This is a genomic window from Bradyrhizobium nivariense (assembly GCF_029846695.2).
Taxonomy (GTDB): domain Bacteria; phylum Pseudomonadota; class Alphaproteobacteria; order Rhizobiales; family Xanthobacteraceae; genus Bradyrhizobium.
The window spans coordinates 114,994-138,492 of the sequence record NZ_JARWCR020000021.1; the positions used below are offsets into that span (position 1 = coordinate 114,994).

Genomic DNA, 23,499 nt, shown 5'->3' on the forward strand with positions numbered 1-23,499 from the left:
ACATCGAAGGATTGCCCAAGGAGGCTCAAGATGGATCTTTATTTCTCGCCGCTCGCCTGTTCGATGGCGACGCGCGTCGCGCTGTATGAAGCCGGCGCCGAGGCGAATTATCTCGAAGTCGATCCGCCGACCAAGAAAGTGCTGCGCGACGGCACTGACTTCCGAACCGTGAACCCGATCGGCCTGGTGCCGACGCTGCGCACCGACGAGGGCGTGGTGCTGACCGAGAACGCCGCGATCCTGCAATATGTCGCCGACCGCTTCCCGCAATCGGGCCTCGGCGCCGCAGCGGGCATGGATCGCACGCGGCTGCATCAATGGCTCTGCTTCATCGGTACCGAGCTGCACAAAGGCCTGTTCATCCCTGTGCTCGACCGCAAGGCGCCGCAGGAGACGAAAGCCTATGCGCTGGAGAAGAACCTGTCGCGGCTGGACTATCTCGACAATTACCTGAAGGGGCGCGACTTCCTGCTCGACCATTTCAGCGTCGCCGACGCCTATCTCGTCACGGTCATCAACTGGACCATGGCGACGCCGCCGATCGAGCTCGCGAAATGGCCGAACATGAAGGCCTATTACGAGCGCCTGCGCCAGCGGCCCTCGGTCGCACGCGCGATCGCGGAAGAGTTCGAGCTGTATAAGGCCGAGCAGGCGCGGAAGAAGGCCGCGGCGTAAGCTCTGACGATCGAGACGCCGTCCCGGCTGAGCGGCCGGGGCGGCGCAAATCTATCCGTACAGCACCCGCGGCAGGATCGTGACGATGCCGGGCCAGAGCGTCAGCAGCAGCACGAAGCACACCATGATGAGCAGATAGGGCATCGTGACGCGCGCGATGTAGCCGAGGCCGTCGTCGGTCAGGCCCTGGATCACGAACAGGTTGAAGCCCACCGGCGGCGTGATCTGAGCCATCTCCACCGCGAGCACGAGGAAGATGCCGAACCAGATATCGTCGAAGCCCGCGCCCTTCACGATCGGCAGCACGATCGGCAGCGTCATCACGATCATCGAGAAGCCGTCGAGGAAGCAGCCGAGGATCAGGTAAAAGATGATCAGCACGACGATCAGCATGAAGGGCGACAGCCCGAGCCCCTTCACGAAGGCGGCGACTGCCTGTGGGATGCCGAGGAAAGCCGCGGCGTTGCCGAGGATCGAGGCGCCGAGCACGATCAGCGCGATCATCGAGCAGGTCACGACCGAGCCGATCAGCACGTCGCGGATCACCTGCTGCGACATCGAGCCCTGCGCCCAGGCGACCAGCGCCGCGCCGAGCACGCCGACGGCGGCGGCCTCCGACGGGGTCGCTAGCCCGCCATACATCGAGCCGAGCACGCAGGCGATCAGGAACAGCGCCGGCGCGAGATCCTTCAGCGCCGCAAAACGCTCACCCCACGGCACCTGCGAGAGTTTGGCTTCCGTCTCCGGCACCATGCTGGGGTTGAGGGTCGTGTGCAGCATCACCCACCCCATGAAGGTGGCGGCCAGCAAGAGGCCCGGCAGCACCCCGGCGGTGAACAGCTTCAGGATCGAGACGTCGCCGAGCACGCCGTAGATGATCATGATGTTGGACGGCGGAATCAGGAAGCCGAGCGTGCCGGCGCCGGCGAGCGAGCCGATCGCGATGTCGCGGGAATAACCGCGGCGCAGCAGCTCGTTGAGCGACATGCGGCCGATCACCTGCGTCGTCGCCGCCGACGAGCCGGAGATCGCTGCGAAGATGGTGCAGCCGATCACGTTCACATGCAGAAGGCGGCCGGGCAGAAGACCGGCCCAGGGCGCGAGCCCCTGAAACAACGAGCGCGACAGGCGGGTGCGAAACAACAGCTCGCCCATCAGGATGAACAGCGGCAGCGCCAGCAGCTCCTGCGTGGTCAGGATGTTCCAGGCGTATTGCGGCAGCAGCTTGTCGAGCGGGATCGAGCGGAACATCGCGAGCAGCAGCGTCGCGGTGAGCGCAAGCGTCAGGCCGATCCAGACGCCGCCCGCCAGGAGCGCAAACAGAATTCCGAACAGGGCGACGACTTCGATAGTCATGCGATCTTGAATCCGATTGCGAGCAAGGCGGTCATTCGACGGGCGAGGCCTTCATGCGGTGATCCTCCAGCGGCAAGCCGAGCACCGCCTGGATCGCGCGCGCCAGGAACTGGAGCGTCAGCAGCAGCATGCCGAAGGTGACGACGGCTTCCGGAAACCACAACGGTGTGTCGCTGGAGGTCGAGACCTGGCCACGCACATAGGCGCCGAAGGCGAACTTCGCCATCGACGTCGTCAGGAAGGCCATGAAGGCGAAGCCGGCGGCCGCCGAGAGGATCTCGATCGCACGCTGCACCGGTGGCGGCACGTTCTTGAGCAGCAGCACGACACGGATATGGCCGCCGATGCGCAAGGTCATGGCGGCGCCGAAGGTGAAAGACGCCGCCATCAGATAAGAAGAGTATTCCCAGGCGATCGAGATCGTCGGCGGAAAGAACGGCAGGAAGTTCGAGAGAAAGCGGGTTGCAACCTCGCACAGCATCAACAGCGTCAACGTCAAGAGACAGCCGCCGCCGATCCAGCCGTCGAGCCGGCCGAGACGGTCGATACCGTCGAGCAGGATGCGCAGCGGCGCCGGCGCCGCCGCGTTGAGACTTTGGGACGACGCAGGCAAAACATCCGCCACCGCAAATTCCTCAGCGCTTCATTTCGGCGAGATAGGCCCGCACCGGCTTGTCGGCCGCCGGCACCCGCTTGAGGAAAGCGTCGAGTTGCGGCGCGGTTTTGGCGCGAATGTCCGTGATCATGGCATCCGAGACCGGCACCACCTCCATGCCGCCTTCCTTGAGGCGGTTGAGGCTATCCACGTCCGCCTTGAGCGAGTTGGCCCAGAAGCCCGGCTCCAACTTGGCGGCAACGCCCGCGACCAGCTGCTGCTGGTCGCTGCTCAGCGCCTTCCAGGAATCGAGATTGACGGTGAGCATCTGCGACGACCAGACGTGATTGGTCGGGTAGATGTATTTCAAGAATTCCCAGAACTTTCCGTCGACGCCCGACACCGCCGAAGTGGAGACGCCCGAGACCGCGCCGGAAGCAAGCGCCGGGATCGTCTCGCCCCACGGGATCATCACCGGCGCCATGCCGACCACGGCCAGCATGTCGACGGCGTTCTTGTCGGGTACGCGGATCTTGATGTTCTTCAACCCATCGACATCGGCAACCTTGACCTTGAGGTGCAGGTACTGCGTCGGCCACGGCACGATGTAGAGGATCTTCTGGTTGTTGCGCGCGGCGACCTTCTCGTATTCGGGCCGAACATATTTGTGCAGCACCTTCAATTCATCCATCGAGCTGCACAGGAACGGGATGCTCTCGACTCCCATGAAGGGCTCGTCGCCGACCTGCTGGATGTTGAGGACGTCGGCGAGCGGCACCAGGCCATCGCGCACGGCGCGCAGATGCTCGGGGCCCTTGAAGCCGAGCTGGCCACCGGCCTTCACGGTGATCGCAACCGAACCGCCGGTCTGCTTCTTCACCTCTTCCGCGAAGGCCATCGCGTTCTGGGTGTGGAAATTGCCGTCGGGCCATACCGTCGACATGTCCCAGCTTACCGTCGCTGCCCGCGCGCGGGTCGAGATGTGGCCGGCCGCGAGCAGCGTCGCTGCGCCCGCCGTAAGATTCCGTCGCGTGATCATTGAGCCCCTCCGTTCGCTACGCGCGCGACGCCTGAGGCGTCATCGCGTGTACCCATAAACTGCAACCGCGTTGTCAGCGGACACGAGGCCGCTTTCGATGTCGTCGTTGACGGCTGTCGGCGCGCGCTCCCGGGGATCGCCGATGCCGGCGCCGCCTGGTGTCAGCACCACCAGCCGGTCGTCCGGCGGCACCTGCTGAAAGCCTTTTCCACGCAGCTTCTTGCCGGACTTCAGGCCGACATAGCCGGCCTCGCCGTTTTTGCCGCCATCCCGTCCGCGCGGCGGATGGTCGATGCGGTCGAACGCCGCCAGGATGTCGAACGGCGCATCGACCCCGCTGCCGACCTCGATGATCTGACCGAGGCCGCCGCGGGTGCGCCCTGCCCCACCGGAATCCGGGCGCAGCTCCTTGCGCCAGAAGATCAATGGCGTCTGCGTCTCCGCGATCTCGACCGGCGTGCCGCGTACGCCGCTGGGATAAGCCGTCGCCGACAGCCCGTCCTTGCCGAAGCGCGCGCCGGTGCCGCCATTGGAGGTGACCGCCATCGAGAACCCGTAATTGCCGCCGGCGCCCGAGCGGGTCTGTCCGCGCACGTTGAGATTCCACAGGCACGAGGTGCCTTCCGCGGGCACGCGCTCGGGAATGATCTGGCGCAGGCAGCCGAACACGACGTCGGGCAGCATCTGGCCGATGATGTGGCGCGAGGCGACGGGCGCCGGCTTCGGCGCATTGAGGATCGCCCCCGGGGGAGCCGACACCGTCAGCGGCGAGAGCGAGCCGGCATTGTTCGGGATCTGCGACGCCACGACGCAGCCGAGACCGAACACGGTGTAGGCAATGGTGTAGGACAGAGGCACGTTGATGCCGTACCTGGACGCGACCGAGGTCCCGTCGAAGTCGACGTGAATGCCTTCGTCCGAGATCGTCAGCGTCGCCGCCAGCGTGACCGGCGCGTCATAGCCGTCGACCACCATGGTGTTGCGCCAGCTACCCTTCGGCAGCTTTGCGATCTCGGCAAGCACGGCCTCGCGCGAGCGGTCGCAGACGTAGTCGCCGAGCTCATCGAGCGTGTCGATACCGAACTCGGTCATCATCTCGACCAGGCGCTCGCAGCCGACGTCGTTGCAGCCGGCGAGCGAATAGGTGTCGCCTTCGGTGTCGATCGGCAGCCGCGTGTTGGTGCGGATCATCGCCATCAGCGTCTCGTTGACGACGCCCTGGTCGATCAGCTTCAGCATGGGGATATAAAGCCCCTCCATGAACACGTCAGTGGCGTCGGGCCCGAAGCCGATGCCGCCGATGTCCATGAGATGGCTGGTGCAGGAAAACAGCGCGACCGGCTTGCCGTCCTTGAAGCAGGGCGTGGTGACGACGAAATCATTGAGATGGCCGGTGCCCATCCAGGGATCGTTGGTGATGTAGGCGTCGCCCTCTTTCATCGTCTCGATCGGGAACTGCGCGATGAAGTGCTTGACCGATTCCGCCATCGAATTGACGTGACCGGGCGTGCCGGTCACCGCTTGCGCCAGCATCCGCCCCTTGAGGTCGAACACGCCGGCCGAGAGGTCGCCGCATTCGCGCACGATCGGGCTGAAGGCGGTGCGGAGCAGCACCTGCGCCTGCTCCTCGACCACGGCGATCAGCCGGTGCCACATGATCTGAAGGTCGATCAGGCTCGCGCCGTTTGCCTTGCTCATGATCAGGCCGCCTTCCGTTCCATGACGATACTGCCGGCACCGTCGATATGGGCGTCAAAACTGGTCGAGACGAAGGTAGATGTTTCGTCTTCCGCGATCACGGCGGGACCTGCAATCGTCGCGCCCGGCGCCATGTCCTCGCGGCGGTAGAGCGGGATCTCGATCACCTCCCCTGCCCGGCCGTCGAAGAATTTGCGGCTGCCCGACGCCTTGCCGGCGGGCATGCGCGCCACATCGGCGACGCGCGGCGGATTGCGTGCCTCGGTGGTCGCGAGCACCGACCAGCTCAAGACCTCGATCGCGGCGCCCGGGATCGCCCGCTCGAACATCGCCGCATAATCCGCCTCGAACTTCTGGCGCAGGCCGGCCAGATCGGTCGTCGCCAACCGCCGATTCGGCAACTCGATCGAGATCTCATGGCCCTGGCCAACATAGCGCATGAAGGCGGCACGGCGCTCGCGCACCGGCGCGCCTGCCGCACCCGACTCGACCAGTGCGCGCGCTTCGCTCGCCATCTCCTGCAAGAGATCTGAGACCGCCTCGGTGTCGAAATCGTCGAGCCGAACATGACGGCTGCGCACCAGCTCATAGGCGATCGGAGCCGCCAGGAAGCCAACCGCCGAACCCACGCCAGCATTCGACGGCACGATCACCCGGGAGACACCGATCTTCTCGGCGACACGCGCCGCATGCAGCGGCGCGGCCCCGCCGAAGGCGATCAGCGTGTGCTGGCCGACAATCTCACCACGCTCGACCGCATGCACGCGCGCCGCACTCGCCATGTTCTCGCAGACGACCTCGTGCACGGCATAGGCCGCGGTTTCCGCCGACAAACCGAGCGGTTCGCCGACGCTGCGCAGCAGTGCCTGCTTCGAGAGTTCAGGGTCGAGCTGGATCGTGCCACCCGCAAAGGCGTCGGGATCGATCAGGCCGAGCGCAACATCGGCATCCGTCACGGCCGGGCGCAGGCCGCCGCGGCCGTAGCAGGCGGGCCCCGGCTCCGACGAGGCACTCTCGGGGCCGACCGTGACGCGCTTCATGGCGTCGACATGGGCGATCGAGCCGCCACCGGCGCCGATCTCGACCATCTCGATCACGGGAATCCGCACCGGCAGACCCGAACCTTTCAGGAAGCGCGCGGCGCGATCGACCTCGAACACGCGCGAGGTCTCGGGCTGGTATTTTTCGATCAGGCAGATCTTTGCCGTGGTGCCGCCCATGTCGAAGGACAGCACCTTGCTCTCCCCGAGACGTGCCGCGATCTGCGCCGCGAAGATCGCGCCGCCGGCAGGACCGGATTCGACGAGACGCACCGGAAAGCGCCGCGCCGTCTCGATCGAGGTGACACCGCCGCCGGAGGTGACAAGATAGATCGCGCCGCGGTACTGCTCGACCTGCAAGGCATCGGACATGCGGGCGAGATAACCGTCTATCAACGGTTGCACATAGGCGTTGGCCACCGCAGTCGATGTGCGCTCATATTCGCGGATCTCCGGGCACACCGCGGACGATACGGTCACGGAAATGCCGGGCATCTCCTCACTGATGATCGCTGCCGCGCGGCGCTCGTGCTCGGGATTGGCGTAGGAGTGCAGGAACGCGATCGCGACGCTCTCGACGTTCAGAGCGCGCAATCTTGGCGCGAGCGCACGCACCGCCGCTTCGTCCAACGGGAGGCGGACGGCGCCGTGGGCGTCGATGCGCTCCGGCACGGTGAAGCGCAGGGATCGCGGCGCGAGCGGCTTCGGCTTGTCGATGGCGAGGTCATACTGGTCGTAGCGGCTCTCGGTGCCGATATCGAGCACGTCGCGAAAGCCCTCGGTCGCGATCAGCGCCGTCTTGGCGCCGCGACGCTCGATGATGGCGTTGGTCGCGAGCGTCGTGCCGTGAATGAAGACGTCGATGTCGCTGATATGGGCGCGCGCGTCAGCGAGAATCAGCCGCATGCCATCAAGCACCGCCTCCTCGGGCCGCTGCGGCGTCGTCAGCAGCTTGCGCGTCTTGCGATCCTGACCCACGTCCAGCACGATGTCGGTGAACGTGCCACCGATATCGACGGCAAGCCGCACCTCGGCTCCCTCATGCATTCCAAATTCTCCGTGCTGATCGTCAAGACTGGGGACAAAAGTCCAGCAATTTCCATGCCATGGATGACGAGGACATACCGCGTACGGCTATTCTGCTCGGCACCTATGCAATAGGCAAGGCGTGTTCGCAGCCTGTGCGATCAGAGCAGGAATGCAAGCGCCGCTTCGCAGCGCTCCTCGACCTTCAGCGTGAAGAGATCATCGGCGCGGGTGCGTCCGAGATTGACCGCAGCGATCGGGATTTGCCGGTGCGCGGCAGCTTGCACGAAGCGGAAGCCGGAATAGACCATCAGTGACGAGCCGACGATCAGCATGGCGTCGGCCTGCGTCAGATGATCCTGTGCGGTAGCGACCACGTCGCGCGGGACGTTCTCGCCGAAAAACACGACATCGGGCTTGAGGATGCCGCCGCAAGCTTCGCAGGCCGGCACCTTGAACGACGAAAAATCCGCATGCTCCAGGTCGGCGTCGCCGTCGGGCGCATCGGCGGCATCGAGCGCGAGCCACTCCGCATTGGCGTGGCCGAGCGTCTCCTGGAATTCGCTCCGCGGCGTCTTTTGGCCGCAGCCCATGCAGCGGACCAGATCGAGCCGGCCGTGCAGGTCGATCACCTGGCGATGGCCGGCGGATTGATGCAGCCGGTCGACGTTCTGGGTCAGCAGCATCTCGCAACGCCCGCTCGCCTCGAGCCGGGCGAGCGCGCGATGCGCATCGTTCGGCCTCGCCTGGCCGAACCGCCGCCAGCCGATCAGGCTGCGCGCCCAATAGCGCCGGCGCGTATGCTCTTCCGACATGAAAGCCTGGAAGTTCACCGGCTGGGTCCGCTTCCAATTGCCGTGGCTGTCGCGATAATCGGGAATACCCGAATTGGTGCTGCAGCCAGCACCGGTCAGCACGAACAGACGTTCGTGCCGGCCGACGAAATCTTCGAGCGGAGCTTTTTCCATGGCGCAGATGTAGTCTGCAGCGCCCGGTTCTGCCAGATGGCCAGGAAGCCCACTAGCTCGCCCAGTTCTCGCGAAACTCGGGAAACAGCGTCAGGCCTCCGCAGGCGTAGATGGTCTGTCCGGTGATGTAGCTCGCATCATCCGAGGCGAGAAAGGCGAACACGGCGGCGATCTCCTCCGGCGTGCCCACGCGCCCGAGCGGGATATGGCTTGCGACGTTGGCGCGCTTTTCGGCGTCGCCGGTCCAGGCCGCGTTGATCGGCGTATCGATCGCACCGGGACCCACCGCATTGACGCGAATGCCGCGCCCGGCGAATTCGAGCGCCAGCGTTCGCGTCAGATTGGCCATGCCGCCCTTGCTGATGGAATAAGCGAGATAGCCGGGTTTCGGGATGATCTGGTGCACGCTGGAGCAGTTGATGATGCTGCCGCCTCCGCCGCGCGCGACGAAATGCGCCAGCGCCTTCTGCGCGCAGAGCACGGCGCCGTTGAGATTGACGTCGATGATGCGGCGATAGGTTTCGACGTCGAGCGCGTCGCTCGGCGATTCCCGCTGGAAGCCCGCATTGTTGACGAGGCAGTCGAGCCGCTTCCAGCGCGTCAGGATCGTCTCGAACATCGCGGCGATGTCCTGCTCGTTGCCGACATCGGCCTTGACGATGACATGATCGAGCTTGCCGTGGCCGCGGTCGCTCGATGCGGTCCGTGCGAGCGCAAGCGTCTCCTCGGCCCTCATGGGATGATCGAAATAGTTGATGGCGACGGTCGCGCCTTCCTGGGCAAGGCGGATGGCGACGGCACGGCCGATGCCTTGCGAGGCGCCGGTCACCAGCGCGTATTGGCCGACAAGGCGCGAGTGAAACGAGGTCGAACGATCGGTTTGTGGCATGGGTTCTCTCCGGGATGCCTGATCATCGACGGAACCGGCTTTTTGTTCCATCCCTCAGCGCATCGCTGCGATTCATTCGGCGCGCCGCGTGAGCGGCGAGGTCAATATCTGGTACAGGATGATGGCGCCGAAGGTTGCGGTGCCGATCCCGCCGATCGTGAACGCGCCGAATTTGAGCGTGAGATCGCCGGCCCCCGCAGTCAGGGCCACGGCGACGGTGATCAAATTGGCGGGATTAGCGAAGTCGACCTTGTTCTCGACCCAGATCCGGCCCGCCATCGCGGCGATCAATCCGAACAGCACGATCGAGAGCCCACCGATGACGGGACCCGGGATCGACAGGATCAGCGCGCCGAATTTCGGCGAGAAGCCGAGCACGATCGACACCGTAGCCGCGAAGGCAAACAGCAACGTCGAATAGACTTTCGTCGCCGCCATGACGCCGATGTTTTCGGCATAGGTGGTGACGCCGGTGCCGCCGCCGCAGGCCGCCACGATGGTCGCGAGGCTGTCGGCGAGCAGGGCGCGGCCGAGATAGTCATTGAGGCTCCGACCCGTCATGGCACCGACCGCCTTGATGTGACCGAGGTTCTCGGCGACGAGGATGATCGCGACCGGCGCGATCAGGACGATCGCATCGGTCTGGAACGTCGGCGTGGTGAAACTCGGCAGGCCGATCCACGGCGCAGCCGCAAGCTGGGTGAAGTCAATCGGCTTGCCGAAGCCGAGGCCGTTCGCGAACAGCAGGTACAAAATATATCCGCCGATCGCACCGAGGATGATCGGCAGGCGGCGCCACAGGCTAGGTGCGGCAACGGCAACCACGCCGATGATCAGAACGGTTGCGAGCCCGATCCAGGTGTCGAACGCGCCGGCGCTCACCGCCTTGACCGCCACGGGCGCGAGGTTGAGGCCGATCGCGGCGACCACAGCGCCGGTGACGGCCGGCGGCAACAGCCTCTCGACCCAACCAACCCCCGACCACATCACGATCAGCGCGATCACGCCGTAGAGGACGCCGGCCCCGACGATGCCACCAAGCGCAACTGACAGATTCGGGTTCGGTCCGTGCCCGGCATAGCCGGTGGCGGCGATGACGACTGCGATGAACGCGAAGCTCGACCCGAGATAGCTCGGCACGCGCCCCGCGACGATGACGAAGAAGATCAGCGTGCCGATGCCGGAAAACAGGACCGCAACATTGGGATCGAACCCCATCAGCAGCGGCGCGATGATCGTTGAGCCCGACATTGCGACGCAATGCTGAAGACCGGAGACGACGGTCTGGCCGAGCGGCAGCCGCTCCTCGGGCATGATCACGCCGGAGGACTTCAGAGTCCAACGCGGGAAATAGCTTTGCGCTCGCTCTTCGGAGCCCGTTGCAGTCGGCATGTTCCCCCCAATTGCGGTGCAGCGATCAATCTTCGTGCGAACAGACAAAAATGTGATTGTCGCTTCTGCGGCGGCCATCACATGATGCAAATCAAACAAGATCAATACGTTCCGGGGCCTATTCTATGACACAAGTCGCGATCCAGCCAGCCATCCACCGCCGGCACCAGCCCTGGTACAAGATCCTCTACATCCAGGTGTTGATCGCGATCGCGCTCGGGGTGTTGATCGGCTATTTCTACCCCGATCTCGGCAAGGCCTTGAAGCCGCTCGGCGATGGCTTCATAGCGCTGATCAAGATGATGATCGCGCCGGTGATCTTCTGCACGGTCGTGCACGGGATCTCCTCAATGGGCGATCTTAAGCGCGTCGGCCGGGTCGGGCTGAAGTCACTGATCTATTTCGAGACGGTCTCGACCGTCGCGCTCGCGGTCGGCCTGCTGGTCGGCGAGGTGCTCCAGCCCGGCCACGGCTTCAACATCGACCCCGCCACGATCGATCCGAAGTCGGTCGCGACCTACGTCACCAAGGCCAAGGAGGAAGGCATCGTCGCCCATTTGATGGCGATCATTCCAGACAGCTATGTGGGCGCCATCGCGCGCGGTGATCTCTTGCAGGTGCTGCTGATCTCGATCCTGTCGGGCTTCGCCATCGCCTTTCTCGGCAAGGCCGGCGAGCCCATTGCGGAGGCGATCGACAGGGCCGCGAAGATGTTCTTCGGCATCATCCGCATCATCGTGCGCGTCGCCCCGATCGGGGCGTTCGGCGCGATGGCCTTCACCGTCGGCGCCTACGGCCTCGGCTCGCTGCTCAACCTCGCCGCCCTGATCGGCACGTTCTATCTCACCAGCATCCTGTTTGTGGTGGTCGTGCTCGGCGCAATCGCCCGGCTCGCCGGCTTCTCGATCCTGCGCTTCATCGCCTACATCAAGGACGAGCTCCTGATTGTGCTCGGCACCTCGTCGTCGGAGACGGTGCTGCCGCAGATGATCCAGAAGATGGAGCATCTCGGCGCGTCGCGTTCGGTGGTCGGCCTCGTCATTCCGACAGGCTACAGCTTCAACCTCGACGGCACCAACATCTACATGACGCTGGCAACGCTATTCCTGGCGCAAGCGACCAATACCCATCTGACCGTCTGGCAGGAGCTCGGTATTCTCGGCATCGCCATGATCACCTCGAAGGGCGCCTCGGGCGTGACCGGGGCGGGCTTCATCACGCTCGCCGCCACGCTCTCGATCGTGCCTGACATCCCGATCCAGTCGATCGCGATCCTGGTCGGCATCGACAAGTTCATGAGCGAGTGCCGCGCGCTGACCAATCTGATCGGTAACGGCGTCGCCTGCGTCGTCATCAGCATCTCCGAAGGCGAGCTCGATCGCGATGCACTGCACGAGACCATGGCCCATCCGCTGGAGATCGGCGAAGCGCTGGAACCGGGCGGCAGCGCGTAACGCCGCACAGATCGACGCCGGGAGCAATCCGGTTCCGACGCGGTAGTTTCCCGGAGTGGCCAATTGGTGTTGCACGCGTCACAACAAATGCGTTGGGATCACGGATTGATACTCATTCATTCCACCCGACGCGCTGGGGGCAGGGCGTCGGGTTTTTGTTGTTAGGACGATGGCCTTGGGGCAGCCGAGTTAGCCGGCCAGCTCGACCCTGCGCGTGATCCCTATTGCCTGCAAGAACGCCTCGTCATGACTGACGACGAGAAGCGCGCCGTCATAGGCCCTCAGACCTGCTTCGACGGCTTCGATGGATTCGATGTCCAGATGATTGGTCGGCTCGTCGAGGATCAGCAGGGACGGCGGCGTCGCCCCACCCAGCACACAGGCGAGGCCTGCGCGAAACATCTGTCCGCCGCTCAGGTGTCCTACGATCTGCAAGGCGGCATCGGCGCGAAACATGAACCGGGCCAGCGCGGCATGGCATTCATTTGCAGCCGCCTTCGGATTGAAGCGCCCAAAATTGTCCAGGATGGAGATCACGGGATCGAGCAGGCCGACCTTCTGATCGAACAGTGCAAAGTCCCGCCTGATCCGCACGATGCCGGAGAGCGGATTCAGCTCGCCAGCGATGAGTTTCAGCAGCGCGGTTTTGCCGGAGCCGTTCGGCCCGACGACCGCAACGCGCTCCGGACCGACAATGGTGAGCGAGAGATCGCGCAAAACCGGCCGTTCCGGTTGATAACCGGCACTGACACGGTCGAGCCAAACCACCTCCCTGCCAGCCGGCAGGCCCGTCGAGGGTAGTTTCACCGACAATGGCTGAAGAATCTCGATACGCCGGCGTGCCGTATCGACGGCCTCAAGCGCATCCGCACGCCGCCGCTCGGCGATCTGCGCGTTCTTGCCGCCGGTGTCTTCGCTGCGATCCTTGCGCGCGCCGGCCAGGATTCGCGGCATGCCGCCCTTGGCGCGCTTCTTCTTCCCGCCGCTGTCCTTGCGCGCTTTCTTCTCCGCAGCCTCCTGCGCCTTCCCGTCGATCCCGGACAGGCGCCTCTCGGCATGTGCAAGGTCGTGCCTGACAGCCACGAGTTCGACGGCTTTCTGCTCGCGGTAACTGCTCCAGTTTCCGCCGTATCGCGTAGCTCCGAGCGACGTCAGCTCGACCATCGCATCCATCGTTTCGAGCAGTCTCCGATCATGGCTGACGACAATCGCCCCACCGCGCCAGGACGCAAGGAAATCGATCAAGGCCACGCGCCCCGCCCGATCGAGATTGTTGGTGGGCTCGTCGAGCAGCAGGAAGTCCGGCTCCGCGAAGATCAGCGCGGCGAGACGAACCCGCGTGACCTGCCCGCCCGACAGGCGATCGAGCTCGATCTCCGGAGCGACGTCGAACCCGACAAGCGCAAGGGCGGATGCAAGCCGTGTTTCGAGGGTCCAATCGACCTCGGAGACCTCCTCGGTCGAGGCATCCCCGCGCTCAGCACGGCGAAGAAGATCGAGCGCGGCCCGAGCCTCGAACAGGTCGATCACCTTCGCGCCCGCAAGGGGCTGAGCGTCCTGACGCAGCAGACCGACGGTTCCGTTGACGACAACGCGCCCCGATTGGGGGATGCGCTCGCGCGAGATCGATGCAAGCAGAGTCGTCTTCCCGACGCCGTTGCGGCCGACGAGGCCGGTCCGCTCGGCGCCAAACGTCAGATCGATGTTGGAAAAAAGAGGGTGGCCGTCAGGCGTGGACAACGACAGGTCGGACAGGATGATTGAAGCAGGCATGGAATTCCCCGTGAGCAAGGCAGGTCGGCTTTGCGGTCGGGGTAAAATCCATGGCTGCGAATATCCTGATTGAGAGGCTCTCCTACTAATCCCGCAATAGGGCGAGATCAAGCCGCAGCTTGAAGAGACGACAGCGCGCGGAGCGCTGACGTCCCCGCCGGCCGGCGCGATCAGCCCTTGAGCGCGGTGACCACGACCTCGATCAGCGCGCTGCCGCCAAGATCGGCGACGCCGACGGTGGCGCGGGTCGGAAGATTGTCGCCGAAGAATTCGGTCCAGGCCGCGTCCATCTCCTTCTTTCTGGAAAGGTCCGTGACGAAGATCGAGGTGCTGACCACGCGGGTCTTGTCGGTCCCCGCCTCTTTCAGATAGCCGGCGATCTTGCCGAGGATGTTGCGGGTCTGCTCGCCCATCGAGACCGAGGTATCGTCGGCGATGGTGCCGCCGACGAAGACGAAGCCGTTGGCTTCGACCGCGCGGTGCATGATGGGGGTGCGGATGCTGCGGGTGATGCTCATGATGTCCTCTTGTTGCTAGAGCGTGGAAGGATGGAAGCGGTCGATGCCGAGATCGCCGACGCGAGTCTGGGTACCGCCGTTGACGATCAGCTCCGCCATCACGGCGCCGGCGCCGGGGCCGAGCTGGAAGCCGTGCAGCGAGAAGCCGAACTGGTGATAGAGCCCCTTGTGGCGGCCACTCGGACCGAACACGGGCAAATCGTCCTTCGTCTTGGCCTCGATGCCGGCCCAGGCCCGCATGATCGTCGCATCGCGCATGACCGGAAACAGCTCGAACACGGTGCGCGCGCTGGTCGCGAGGCTCTTCCAGTCCAGCACCGTCTCGTTGCGGTCCTGGTACGGCGTTGCCAGATGGCCGCCGCCGATCAGCACCGTGCCGTTCTTGAATTGCTTGAAGGACAGTTTCCGGCCGCGCAGGATCACGACGGGGTCGATGAAATGCGGCACGCGCGAGGTGATCATCAGCATCGGCGCCACGGTCTCGACCGGAATGGGCTCACCGAGCGCGGCTGCGATGGTCCCGGCCCAGGCGCCGGCGGCATTGACCAGCACTGGCGCGGCAAAGCTCTCGGTACCGACATCGACGTGCCAAAGACCGTCAATGTGCCGGATGTTGCTGGCGGCCACGCCTTCCAGCACGGTCGCGCCGAGCTGCTCGGCCTTGCGCCGGAACGCCGTCGTCGCCTGCGCGGGATTGGCCGCACCGTCGCGGCGCGACACCACGCCGCCGGGACAGGTCTCGGCGACGGCCGGCACCAGCCTCCGCAGTTCAGTGGCGTCGATCAGCTCCTCGTGGATAAAACCGAGCGCGTTTAGCTCGGCAACGCGGGCGCGGCAGACCGCGAGTTCGTCCTCGTTCTCCGCGACCAGAACCTGACCGTAGCTCTCAAAACTGCAATCGTCGTCGACGAGCTCCGAAATCTTCTCCCAGATGCCCATTGAGCGGATCGAGAGCGGGATTTCAGGGATGTGCCGCGCAAGCTGGCGCACGCCCCCGGCGTTGACGCCGGAGGCGTGGCGGCCGGCATAGTCCTTCTCGATCAGCACCGGCTTCAGGCCGGCGAGACACAGATGCAGCGCGGTCGAGCATCCGTGGATGCCGCCGCCGACGACGATCGCATCCACGTTTCTGGTCATCCGCGCACCACCGCCTTGATGTCGTCTTCGCTCTTCGGAACCGCGGCAAGCTCGGCCAGCGTGATCGGCTTGACCGGCGCGCGCAGCCGGTAATAGCCGATCTCCTGCGGGGTCTTGCCCCGCGCCTGCGCCATCAGCTCGGTGACGGTGAGACCGCAGAGCCGGCCCTGGCACGGACCCATGCCGGTGCGGCGATAGGCCTTGAGCTGGTTCGGCCCGGTCGCGCCGATCGCGACGGCGTCGAGAATATCCTTTGCGGTGACCTCCTCGCAGCGACAGACGATGGTGTCGCCCGCGGGAATGCGAAACTGAGGCGCCGGACGGAACAGCGTGTCGAGGAAAACGCGGCCACGCTCGGCCTTGGCGAGATCGGCGCGGAGCATCGCCATCGGCGCAAGTTTTGTGGCAGCCGCAGGCGCCAACGCCTCCACCGCCGCGCGCGCCGCGATGCGGCCGCGTACCACGGCTGCACTCGCACCGCCGATGCCGGCGCCGTCGCCAGCGATCGCAATGCCGGCGACCGACGAATTGCCGCTGACATCGAGCACCGGAGACCAGCACAATTGCAGATCATCCCAGCTATGTTCGATTCCGGCCGCCATCGCCAGATTGACGTTGGGCACGACGCCCTGATGCAGCAGCAACAGATCCGCAGCAATGGTCTCGCGCTTGCCGCCGGCGACATAGCTCACGCTCGCGAGCTGGCCGTCACCGGCCGCAGTAAGCTCGGTGACGCCGGCTACGACCTGCACTTTGGCCTTCACCTCGCGCATCATCGACAGACCCTTGGCAAAATAGGGCGAGGTCAGAAACGCGAAGGCATGCGGCAACGCCGCGAAATAGTTGCCGCGCTCGGTGGTGTCGAGGATGCGATCAATGCGGCCGCCGAGCCGGAGGATCTGCGCGGCGAGCAGCCAGAGCAACGGCCCCTGCCCCGCAATCACCGTGCGTCCATCCGGCACCAGCGCCGACGACTTCAGCATGGTCTGCGCGGCACCCGCGGTCATCACGCCCGGCAGCGTCCAGCCGGGAATCGGAAACGGCCGCTCCAGCGCACCGGTCGCAAGGATCACGCGCCTCGCCTTGACGAACGCGGACGCGCCGCCGACCGAGACAGCGATCTCGAGGTTGCGGTCGAGGCTCCAGACCGTGGCACGATGGATGACCTCGGCATTGCTCGCGTGCAGCGCCTGCACGAGCTCGGCGCCCACCCAGTAGTCGGCGCCGAGCTGATTGCGCTCGGTCACCGGCGTCGAGGCGATGGCGCGAAACACCTGGCCGCCAGGCCCGACATTCTCGTCAAGAAGCAGCGTCGACAGGCCGGCCTCGGCGGAGGTCGCAGCGGCGGCGAGGCCGGCGGGCCCGGCTCCGATCACCACGACGTCGTATTCTTCGCGCTTGGGAGCCACAGTCATTTTCCGATCTCCCGCTTGCCCTTCTGGATCTCGATCTGCATGCCCTCGGCGACCGGCACGAGGCAGCCCTGGCGATTGCCGACGCCGTCGATGGTGACGAGGCAATCGAAGCACACGCCCATCATGCAATAAGGTAGACGCGGCGCGCCGCTCACCGCGGTCGAACGGCGTGCATCGCAGCTGGAGGCCAGCAGCGCAGCGGAGACGGTGTCGCCCTGCCGCGCCGCGACGGCAACGCCATCGACGAAGATCTGCACTGGCGGCCGTTTGTCCTGTTCGGATCGTTTGAACATCTTGGCTCCTTCAATATCCCTAGTAGCCGCTGTTGTTCGCAGCACCGGCGGCGCCAAAACGGCTGGCCGAGAACGCGCCGACCAGCTCCGGCTCGAGCGAACCTTGCGCGACCATCCGCGCGATCTCGAAAGCGTGGTTGGAGGCGAGCGTCACGCCGGAATGGCAGCAGGCGACGAAAGCGCCGGGATGGGTCTCAGACTGGTCGTAGATCGGAAAGCCGTCCTGCGGCATGACGCGGATGCCGGCCCAGCTCCTGATAACGTTGAGCCGCGACAGATGTGGGAACATGCGCTGGGCCCGATCGGTCATCACGGCGCTGATCGAATGCTTCATCGCGCGATCGTCGAGCTCGTCTTCCTTGCTGTCGCCGATCATCACCGTGCCCTCGTCGGTCTGGCGGATGGTGGTCAGCGGATGCGGCAGGAACGGCATGGTGCGCTCGGTCACCACGATCTGGCCGCGGGTCGGGCCCATCGGCGCGTAAAGGCCGACCATCGGCGCCAGCGTCTGGTTGGCGTTACCCGCCGCAAGCACGATTTTGGCGGCGCGGAGCTCCCCCCTGGGCGTGGTCAGGCGGAATTCGTCGCCACTCTTGGTGATGGCCGAGACCGGACGCTCCGGAAAATAGTCGATGCCGAACGCCTTGAAGCCGGTGTGGAACGCGCGGAACGTGCGCAGCGAATTGACATGGCCGTCGAGCGGACAGTAGCTGCCGCCGGACACCTCGGGACCGATCAGCGGCAGCGACTTCTTCACTTCGGATGCGGACAGCATCTCCATCTTGTAGTCGGCGGCGCCTGTCTGATTGTGCATGCGCTTGACGAGCTCGGCGCGCTGGCCGAATTCGTCCTCGCCGAGCGTGAGATGAAAGCCGCCATTCTGCTGAAGAGAGACGTCGAGACCGGTCTGCTGCTTCAACTCGGAGGCGAGCCTTCCCCACGCTTGTGACGCCTGCACGGTCCAGACCGTATAGGCGGGCATGCCGAGCCCCTTGCTCTGCACCCAGACCAGCGCAAAGTTGGCACGCGAGGCGCGCTTGGTGATGTCGCCTTCGTCGAGCACGGCGACGCTCTTGCCGAGCCGGCCGAGGCCCCAGGCGATGGCGGAGCCGAGCAATCCGCCGCCGACGACGGCGACGTCGTAATCTGTTCGCATGGATTCTCCTATCGTCCCGTATCGCCCTTGCCGGCGAGCACGCGGTCGAGCCCGTAGAAGCGGTCGAGCAGAATGAGGGCGGTCATGGTGATCGCGATCACGCAGGCCGAGACCGACGTCACCAGCGGATCGATGTTGTCCTGGATGTAGAGGAACATGCGCACCGGCAGCGTCTCGGTGCCGGGTGCCGCGAGGAAGACGGTCATGGTGAGATCGTCGAAGGACTGGATGAAGGCGAGCGCCCAGCCGCTGATGACGCCGGGCAGGATCAGCGGCAACGTGACGCGGCGGAATAGAGTCCAGCCGCCGGCGCCGAGCGAGACAGCGGCCATCTCGACCGAGAGGTCCATGCCGGTCGCCGCCGCCAGCGTCAGCCGCAGCGCGAACGGAAACACGATGATGACATGCGCGATGATCAGCGCCGCGAAGCTGCCGCCGAGGCCAGCCGAGGTGAAGAAGCGCAGGAAGGCGATGCCGAGCACGACATGCGGGATCATCAGCGGCGACAGGAACAACGCCGCCAGCGCGTCTCGACCGCGGAACCGATAGCGCGCGATCGCCAACGCCGCAGGCACCGCGAACAGCAGCGCCACGAAGGAAGACAGTGCGCCAAGGCCAAGACTGACCCAGAAAGCATGGATGAATTCGGGATAGTTGGCGATCGCCCTGAACCAGCGCAGCGAAAAGCCGTTGGTCGGCAGCGACAGAAAGCCCTCGGGCGTGAAGGCGACGAGGCAGACCACCAGGATCGGCGCCACCATGACGATGACGAAGATGGTGTGGAAGATCAGCGCGAGCGGTCCGTTCCGGCTCATCGGAACACCTCCGCGTAACGGCGCTCGATCAGTGCGTTGCTGCCGACGACGATCAAGACCAGCGCGGCCAGCAGCAGCGTGGCGACCGCCGCACCCAGCGGCCAGTTCAGCGTGTTGAGGAACTCGTCATAGGCGAGCGTCGCCGCGACCTTGAGACGACGGCCGCCGATGATGGCGGGTGTCGCAAACGCGCTGGCCGAGAGCGAGAACACGATGATTGCGCCCGACAGCACACCCGGCATGATCTGCGGCATGATGATGCGACGGATGATGGTCACAGGGCCGGCGCCCAGCGACAGCGCGGCATTCTCGATCTGCGGATCGAGCCGCTGCAGCGCCGCCCACACCGAGAGCACCATGAACGGCATCATCACATGTGCGAGCGCGACCACCATGCCTGTTTCGGTGAACATGAAGGGGATAGGTGCGCGGATCACCCCGGCCGACATCAGCAGCTTGTTGACGAGGCCGTTATTGCCGCCGAACAGCAGCGCCCAGCCGAGCGTCCGCGCCACCACGGAAATCAACAGCGGCCCGAGGATCACAAGCAGGAAGACGCTTTTCCAGCGTCCGCTCATGCGGTTGAGGATGTAGGCTTCGGGCGCGCCGAGCACCGCGGTGAGCAGCGTGGTCAGGATCGCGATGCGAAACGTGCGCCAGAACATCTCGGCGTAATAGGGATCGGTTACGATCTCGTGCCAATTCTTGACGATGAAGACGGGCTCGATGCCCTTGTATTGACCCCAATCGTGGAACGACAGCATCACGGTCATTGCGAGCGGAATCAGCAGCACGCCGACGAACAGCATCAAAGCGGGCGCCGTCATGGCCCAGGGCGCACGCACTCTGCGTTCCTCGGCGGCTGTGCTCATGCGGAGGCTCCTCCGCGCACGCTCATATCCTCGGGACGCCAGGCGAGACGGACAGTCTCGCCTTCGGCCGGTTGCCTCTCGCCGTCATTCTGGCGGATCACGGTCGCCAGGCCGCATTCGCTGTCGCACTGGAATAGCCAGTGATTGCCCTGGAAGATGCGGGTGACGATCTTCGCACCGAGGCCCGCGTCGCCAAAGCCGATCCGTTCGGGGCGAATGCTGACGGTCACGGGACCGCTGAGTCCGGCAGGCGCGGGCGCGCTCCACGAGCCGGCGATCAATCGCGCAGGCGCACTCGTCCGATCGATCGTCGCGGCGAAGTCGTTGGTCTTGCCCAAAAACTGCGAGACGAAGGCCGAGGCCGGCTTCTCATAGGTCTCCTGCGGCGTGCCGATCTGCTCGATGCGGCCCTGGCTCATCACCACGATGCGGTCGGACAGCGACATCGCCTCGTTCTGGTCGTGGGTGACCAGGATCGTGGTGGTGCCGATGGTGCGCTGGATCTGGCGCAGCTCGATCTGCATCTCCTCGCGCAGCTTGGCATCGAGATTCGACAGCGGCTCGTCGAGCAGCAGCACGCTCGGCTTGATCACCAGCGCGCGCGCCAGCGCCACGCGCTGCTGCTGGCCGCCGGACATGCGACGGGGATGACGGTCCTCGTAGCCGGCAAGCCCAACCATCGCGAGCGCGGCGCGGACGCGCTCGGTCCGTTCGCCGCGCGGCACATTGCGCATCTCGAGGCCGAAGGCGACATTCTCGGCTGCGGTCATGTGCGGAAACAGCGCGTAGCTCTGGAACACGATGCCAAGCCCGCGTTTGGCCGGATGGATCGCGGTCAGGTCCTTGCCCTCCAGCCGGATCGCGCCGCGGGTGGGATCGAGGAAGCCCGCGATCATTTGCAGGGTCGTTGTCTTGCCGCAGCCGGAGGGGCCGAGGAAGGAGATGAACTCCCCCTTCCCGACCGCGAGACTGAAGTCGTCGACGACAGTCTGCGCTCCGAATTGCTTGGCGACCCCTTCGAGCTCGAGATAGGCCATGGCACTGTCTCCGCTATGGCCGATCAGCGCTCGACCTCGCGATTCCAGCGCTTGGTCCACTCCTCACGCTTGTCGTTGATGACCGTCCAGTCCGGATTATAGAGCTTTGCCGCGCGCTCGCCGATCGGCGCCATCTTGCCGAGCTCCGGCGGGACCACCAGCGATTTCAGCACCGGGCCGTAGCCGTAGTCCTTCAGCAACACGAGCTGGATTTTAGGGTCGAGCAGCATCTTGATGAAGCTCGACGCGAGCGGCGAGGCGTTCGGCTTGGTGATCGGACACGCCGTCGTCAGCAGGGTTGCGGCGCCTTCCTTGGGATAGACGAAGTCGACGGGGAAGCCGGTGTTGGCAAAGCTCTGCACGCGGCCGGTGCCCCACACCGCGATCACGGCCTGGCCGGACTGGAACAGCTCGGTCATCTTGCCCGGCGACGGCTCGTAGGCGAGCACGTTCGGATTGATCTGCTCCTTGAATATCTTGAAACCGGAATCGACACTGGACTCGCCGCCGCCGTTCATCTTCGACAGCATCACCAGCGCTTCGAGGCCATAGGTGTTGTTGATCGGCGGGATCACGAGCTGCTTGGCGTATTTCGTGTCCTTCAAATCGTTCCACGAGGTCGGCGGCGCCCAGCCCTTCTCCGCAAACACCTTGGTATTGTACATCAGGCCAGTCGCAACGATGCCGATCGCGACCGCGCGATCGTCCTTGAAGCGGGCGGTGTCATAGAGATCGGCCGGCAGGCTATCGAGCTTGCCGCAGAAGCCGAGCTGGATCGCCTGGTACATCGGGCCGTCGTCGACGATGGCGACGTCGATCTGCTGGTTGCCCTTCTGCGCCTGGAGCTTTGCCAGCGTGTCGGTGGAGTTGCCGGCGACGTACTCGACCTTGACGCCGTTCTCCTTCTCAAAGGTCGGGATCACCTCGTCGCGGATGGTCTTCTCGAACGAGCCGCCATAGCCGGCGACATAGAGCGTCTTTTGCTGGGCCGAGGCGACCGACGGGGCGGCAATGAGAGCCGCGATGCTGACCGCTGTCAGCAGGCGAAAAGTCTTCATGTGGTCCGATCTCCATACCGGGATGAGGTGACGTGCCGACGAGTCTCGCTGGCTGAGCCTTCCGCATTTCCTTCCGCGCGAATCCCGTGTCCGACCAGGGCTCCGGCCCCTGCTCGACGGGCTTTGGCGCGATCCGGAGGTTTGAACCCCTCCAATCTGCCGAAAAAGCGGGCTGTCTCCAGCTCTGATGAAAAAGATCGCAAACTCTGGCTTCCATCGTCCAATGAATAATGGCACCGTCTGCATGCCGAAATGTTATGAACGGAATTCGGGATGGCGCGGATCAATTCGCGGCAGGTGGAGGCCTTCCGCGCGACGATGCTGACCGGCAGCGTCACTGAGGCGGCGGCCCTGATGACCGTGACGCAGCCGGCCGTCAGCCGGTTGCTGCGCGACCTCCAGGCACTGTTGAAGATGGAGCTGTTCGAACGGCGCGGCACCGGCCTCGTGCCGACCGCTGCGGCAATGGCACTCTACACCGAAGTCGAGCGCTCCTTCGTCGGCCTCGAACGCATCACGGCGGCAGCTGAGGAAATCCGCGGCCGCCGCACCGGCTCGCTGCGGATCGCTGCACTTCCAGCGCTGTCGAATGGCTACCTGCCCCGACTGGCCGGACATTTTTTGAAAGAGCGGCCCAACCTCAACCTCGCCTTCTTCGGCGTGATCTCGCCAATCGTGGTCGACTGGGTGCTGAACAATCAATGCGACATCGGCTTTGCCGAGGTGCCGATCGCACATTCGGGCCTGCCGAGTCTGCGGCTGCCGGCGCTGGCGCGCGTCGCGGTGCTGCCGACCGGACATCATTTGGCGGAGAAAGAGGTGCTGGAGCCGGGCGATTTCGAGGGCGAGACCTTCATCTCACTGTCGGCGGGATCGTCGAGCCGGCATCTCGTCGACCAGGTCTTCCATCGCAGCGACGTCCGCCGCGTGCTCAGGGTCGAGACCACCCTGTCGGAGATCATGTGCGGCATGGTGTCGTCGGGACTTGGCGTCGCAATCTGCGATCCCTTCACCGCGCAGGAATTTGCAACGCGCGGCGTCGTCGTGCGCCGCTTTCTGCCGCGCATCGACTTCGAATTCTCAGCGGTTTTTCCGGCGCAGCGCAGCCCCTCGCCGGTAGCGTTGGACCTCGTCGAGACCATGCGCAAGTCGCTCGCCGAGTTCGAAGATTGAAGCAGAATCGCTTTGGGTTGAAAATGGTGCAGCCACAGGCTCGCTCAACCTCTCCCGCTTGCGGGGGAGGTCGGCGCGAAGCGCCGGGTGGGGGCTTTCTCCTTACGGGGAGTGTCCCGA

Annotated in this window: 21 protein-coding genes; 3 read left to right on the plus strand and 18 right to left on the minus strand. The window is 64.9% G+C overall.

Annotated features, from left to right (window positions below; genetic code table 11):
* Positions 1–30: 30 nt before the first annotated feature.
* Positions 31–675 (plus strand): glutathione binding-like protein, encoded by a 645-nt coding sequence (locus tag QCM77_RS19410; RefSeq protein ID WP_279684331.1) that lies wholly within the window; start codon positions 31–33, stop codon positions 673–675.
* A gap of 51 nt (positions 676–726) precedes the next feature.
* Here the strand turns inward: QCM77_RS19410 and QCM77_RS19415 are convergent, their stop codons facing one another.
* The 8 genes from QCM77_RS19415 to QCM77_RS19450 all read right to left on the minus strand — a co-directional run bounded on the left by QCM77_RS19415 (position 727) and on the right by QCM77_RS19450 (position 10,678).
* Positions 727–2,031, minus strand: coding sequence for a TRAP transporter large permease (locus tag QCM77_RS19415; protein ID WP_279684332.1), 1,305 nt, complete (start codon positions 2,029–2,031; stop codon positions 727–729).
* Between the two features lie 31 nt (positions 2,032–2,062).
* Positions 2,063–2,656 (minus strand): TRAP transporter small permease subunit, encoded by a 594-nt coding sequence (locus QCM77_RS19420; RefSeq protein WP_279684333.1) that lies wholly within the window; start codon positions 2,654–2,656, stop codon positions 2,063–2,065.
* 10 nt (positions 2,657–2,666) lie between these two features.
* Entirely contained in the window at positions 2,667–3,665 is a 999-nt protein-coding gene (locus QCM77_RS19425; protein WP_279684334.1) for a TRAP transporter substrate-binding protein, read from the minus strand.
* Positions 3,666–3,704: 39 nt separating this feature from the next.
* Entirely contained in the window at positions 3,705–5,363 is a 1,659-nt protein-coding gene (locus QCM77_RS19430; RefSeq protein WP_279684335.1) for a hydantoinase B/oxoprolinase family protein, read from the minus strand.
* 2 nt (positions 5,364–5,365) lie between these two features.
* Complete coding sequence (locus QCM77_RS19435) at positions 5,366–7,450, minus strand: hydantoinase/oxoprolinase family protein (protein WP_279684336.1); 2,085 nt, start codon at positions 7,448–7,450, stop codon at positions 5,366–5,368.
* 140 nt (positions 7,451–7,590) lie between these two features.
* On the minus strand, positions 7,591–8,397 hold the full coding sequence (locus tag QCM77_RS19440) for an NAD-dependent protein deacetylase (protein ID WP_279666603.1): 807 nt from the start codon (positions 8,395–8,397) through the stop codon (positions 7,591–7,593).
* A 52-nt stretch (positions 8,398–8,449) separates the two neighbouring features.
* Positions 8,450–9,286, minus strand: a complete 837-nt coding sequence (locus tag QCM77_RS19445; RefSeq protein ID WP_279666604.1) for an SDR family oxidoreductase — start codon at positions 9,284–9,286, stop codon at positions 8,450–8,452.
* A 72-nt stretch (positions 9,287–9,358) separates the two neighbouring features.
* Entirely contained in the window at positions 9,359–10,678 is a 1,320-nt protein-coding gene (locus QCM77_RS19450; protein ID WP_279684337.1) for a solute carrier family 23 protein, read from the minus strand.
* A 125-nt stretch (positions 10,679–10,803) separates the two neighbouring features.
* Here QCM77_RS19450 and QCM77_RS19455 point away from each other — a divergent pair, with 125 nt between their 5' ends.
* Positions 10,804–12,132, plus strand: a complete 1,329-nt coding sequence (locus QCM77_RS19455) for a dicarboxylate/amino acid:cation symporter (protein ID WP_279666607.1) — start codon at positions 10,804–10,806, stop codon at positions 12,130–12,132.
* Between the two features lie 189 nt (positions 12,133–12,321).
* Here the strand turns inward: QCM77_RS19455 and QCM77_RS19460 are convergent, their stop codons facing one another.
* The 10 genes from QCM77_RS19460 to QCM77_RS19505 all read right to left on the minus strand — a co-directional run bounded on the left by QCM77_RS19460 (position 12,322) and on the right by QCM77_RS19505 (position 22,206).
* Positions 12,322–13,905 (minus strand): ABC-F family ATP-binding cassette domain-containing protein, encoded by a 1,584-nt coding sequence (locus QCM77_RS19460; RefSeq protein ID WP_279684338.1) that lies wholly within the window; start codon positions 13,903–13,905, stop codon positions 12,322–12,324.
* Between the two features lie 170 nt (positions 13,906–14,075).
* Positions 14,076–14,423 carry a RidA family protein gene (locus QCM77_RS19465; RefSeq protein WP_279666612.1) on the minus strand — a complete coding sequence of 116 codons (348 nt, stop codon included), beginning with the start codon at positions 14,421–14,423 and terminating at the stop codon, positions 14,076–14,078.
* Positions 14,424–14,438: 15 nt separating this feature from the next.
* A complete protein-coding gene (locus QCM77_RS19470; RefSeq protein WP_279666613.1) occupies positions 14,439–15,560 on the minus strand; it encodes an NAD(P)/FAD-dependent oxidoreductase in 1,122 nt (373 codons plus the stop codon).
* Complete coding sequence (locus QCM77_RS19475) at positions 15,557–16,975, minus strand: FAD/NAD(P)-dependent oxidoreductase (RefSeq protein ID WP_279666614.1); 1,419 nt, start codon at positions 16,973–16,975, stop codon at positions 15,557–15,559. The genes QCM77_RS19470 and QCM77_RS19475 overlap by 4 nt, the downstream gene beginning before the upstream one ends.
* Complete coding sequence (locus tag QCM77_RS19480) at positions 16,972–17,268, minus strand: (2Fe-2S)-binding protein (protein WP_106941935.1); 297 nt, start codon at positions 17,266–17,268, stop codon at positions 16,972–16,974. The genes QCM77_RS19475 and QCM77_RS19480 overlap by 4 nt, the downstream gene beginning before the upstream one ends.
* A 19-nt stretch (positions 17,269–17,287) precedes the next feature.
* Positions 17,288–18,424 (minus strand): NAD(P)/FAD-dependent oxidoreductase, encoded by a 1,137-nt coding sequence (locus tag QCM77_RS19485; RefSeq protein ID WP_279666615.1) that lies wholly within the window; start codon positions 18,422–18,424, stop codon positions 17,288–17,290.
* Positions 18,425–18,432: 8 nt separating this feature from the next.
* Positions 18,433–19,239, minus strand: coding sequence for an ABC transporter permease (locus tag QCM77_RS19490; RefSeq protein WP_279666616.1), 807 nt, complete (start codon positions 19,237–19,239; stop codon positions 18,433–18,435).
* Positions 19,236–20,111, minus strand: a complete 876-nt coding sequence (locus QCM77_RS19495) for an ABC transporter permease (RefSeq protein WP_279666617.1) — start codon at positions 20,109–20,111, stop codon at positions 19,236–19,238. The genes QCM77_RS19490 and QCM77_RS19495 overlap by 4 nt, the downstream gene beginning before the upstream one ends.
* Positions 20,108–21,148, minus strand: a complete 1,041-nt coding sequence (locus QCM77_RS19500; RefSeq protein ID WP_279666618.1) for an ABC transporter ATP-binding protein — start codon at positions 21,146–21,148, stop codon at positions 20,108–20,110. The genes QCM77_RS19495 and QCM77_RS19500 overlap by 4 nt, the downstream gene beginning before the upstream one ends.
* 23 nt (positions 21,149–21,171) lie before the next feature.
* Entirely contained in the window at positions 21,172–22,206 is a 1,035-nt protein-coding gene (locus QCM77_RS19505; protein ID WP_279666619.1) for an ABC transporter substrate-binding protein, read from the minus strand.
* Positions 22,207–22,479: 273 nt separating this feature from the next.
* On the opposite strand from QCM77_RS19505, the gene QCM77_RS19510 reads away from it, so the two are divergent.
* Positions 22,480–23,379 (plus strand): LysR substrate-binding domain-containing protein, encoded by a 900-nt coding sequence (locus tag QCM77_RS19510; protein WP_279666620.1) that lies wholly within the window; start codon positions 22,480–22,482, stop codon positions 23,377–23,379.
* Positions 23,380–23,499: the final 120 nt, after the last annotated feature.

What these genes read in the sequence shown, in the direction of transcription:
- QCM77_RS19455 (WP_279666607.1), top strand. Translation starts at nt 10,804, where the DNA reads ATGACACAAGTCGCGATCCAGCCAGCCATCCACCGCCGGCACCAGCCC.
- QCM77_RS19425 (WP_279684334.1), bottom strand. Translation starts at nt 3,665, where the DNA reads ATGATCACGCGACGGAATCTTACGGCGGGCGCAGCGACGCTGCTCGCG.
- QCM77_RS19430 (WP_279684335.1), bottom strand. Translation starts at nt 5,363, where the DNA reads ATGAGCAAGGCAAACGGCGCGAGCCTGATCGACCTTCAGATCATGTGG.
- QCM77_RS19450 (WP_279684337.1), bottom strand. Translation starts at nt 10,678, where the DNA reads ATGCCGACTGCAACGGGCTCCGAAGAGCGAGCGCAAAGCTATTTCCCG.
- QCM77_RS19480 (WP_106941935.1), bottom strand. Translation starts at nt 17,268, where the DNA reads ATGTTCAAACGATCCGAACAGGACAAACGGCCGCCAGTGCAGATCTTC.
- QCM77_RS19505 (WP_279666619.1), bottom strand. Translation starts at nt 22,206, where the DNA reads ATGAAGACTTTTCGCCTGCTGACAGCGGTCAGCATCGCGGCTCTCATT.
- QCM77_RS19510 (WP_279666620.1), top strand. Translation starts at nt 22,480, where the DNA reads ATGGCGCGGATCAATTCGCGGCAGGTGGAGGCCTTCCGCGCGACGATG.
- QCM77_RS19410 (WP_279684331.1), top strand. Translation starts at nt 31, where the DNA reads ATGGATCTTTATTTCTCGCCGCTCGCCTGTTCGATGGCGACGCGCGTC.
- QCM77_RS19460 (WP_279684338.1), bottom strand. Translation starts at nt 13,905, where the DNA reads ATGCCTGCTTCAATCATCCTGTCCGACCTGTCGTTGTCCACGCCTGAC.
- QCM77_RS19495 (WP_279666617.1), bottom strand. Translation starts at nt 20,111, where the DNA reads ATGAGCACAGCCGCCGAGGAACGCAGAGTGCGTGCGCCCTGGGCCATG.
- QCM77_RS19465 (WP_279666612.1), bottom strand. Translation starts at nt 14,423, where the DNA reads ATGAGCATCACCCGCAGCATCCGCACCCCCATCATGCACCGCGCGGTC.
- QCM77_RS19485 (WP_279666615.1), bottom strand. Translation starts at nt 18,424, where the DNA reads ATGCGAACAGATTACGACGTCGCCGTCGTCGGCGGCGGATTGCTCGGC.
- QCM77_RS19490 (WP_279666616.1), bottom strand. Translation starts at nt 19,239, where the DNA reads ATGAGCCGGAACGGACCGCTCGCGCTGATCTTCCACACCATCTTCGTC.
- QCM77_RS19415 (WP_279684332.1), bottom strand. Translation starts at nt 2,031, where the DNA reads ATGACTATCGAAGTCGTCGCCCTGTTCGGAATTCTGTTTGCGCTCCTG.
- QCM77_RS19470 (WP_279666613.1), bottom strand. Translation starts at nt 15,560, where the DNA reads ATGACCAGAAACGTGGATGCGATCGTCGTCGGCGGCGGCATCCACGGA.
- QCM77_RS19440 (WP_279666603.1), bottom strand. Translation starts at nt 8,397, where the DNA reads ATGGAAAAAGCTCCGCTCGAAGATTTCGTCGGCCGGCACGAACGTCTG.
- QCM77_RS19500 (WP_279666618.1), bottom strand. Translation starts at nt 21,148, where the DNA reads ATGGCCTATCTCGAGCTCGAAGGGGTCGCCAAGCAATTCGGAGCGCAG.
- QCM77_RS19445 (WP_279666604.1), bottom strand. Translation starts at nt 9,286, where the DNA reads ATGCCACAAACCGATCGTTCGACCTCGTTTCACTCGCGCCTTGTCGGC.
- QCM77_RS19475 (WP_279666614.1), bottom strand. Translation starts at nt 16,975, where the DNA reads ATGACTGTGGCTCCCAAGCGCGAAGAATACGACGTCGTGGTGATCGGA.
- QCM77_RS19435 (WP_279684336.1), bottom strand. Translation starts at nt 7,450, where the DNA reads ATGCATGAGGGAGCCGAGGTGCGGCTTGCCGTCGATATCGGTGGCACG.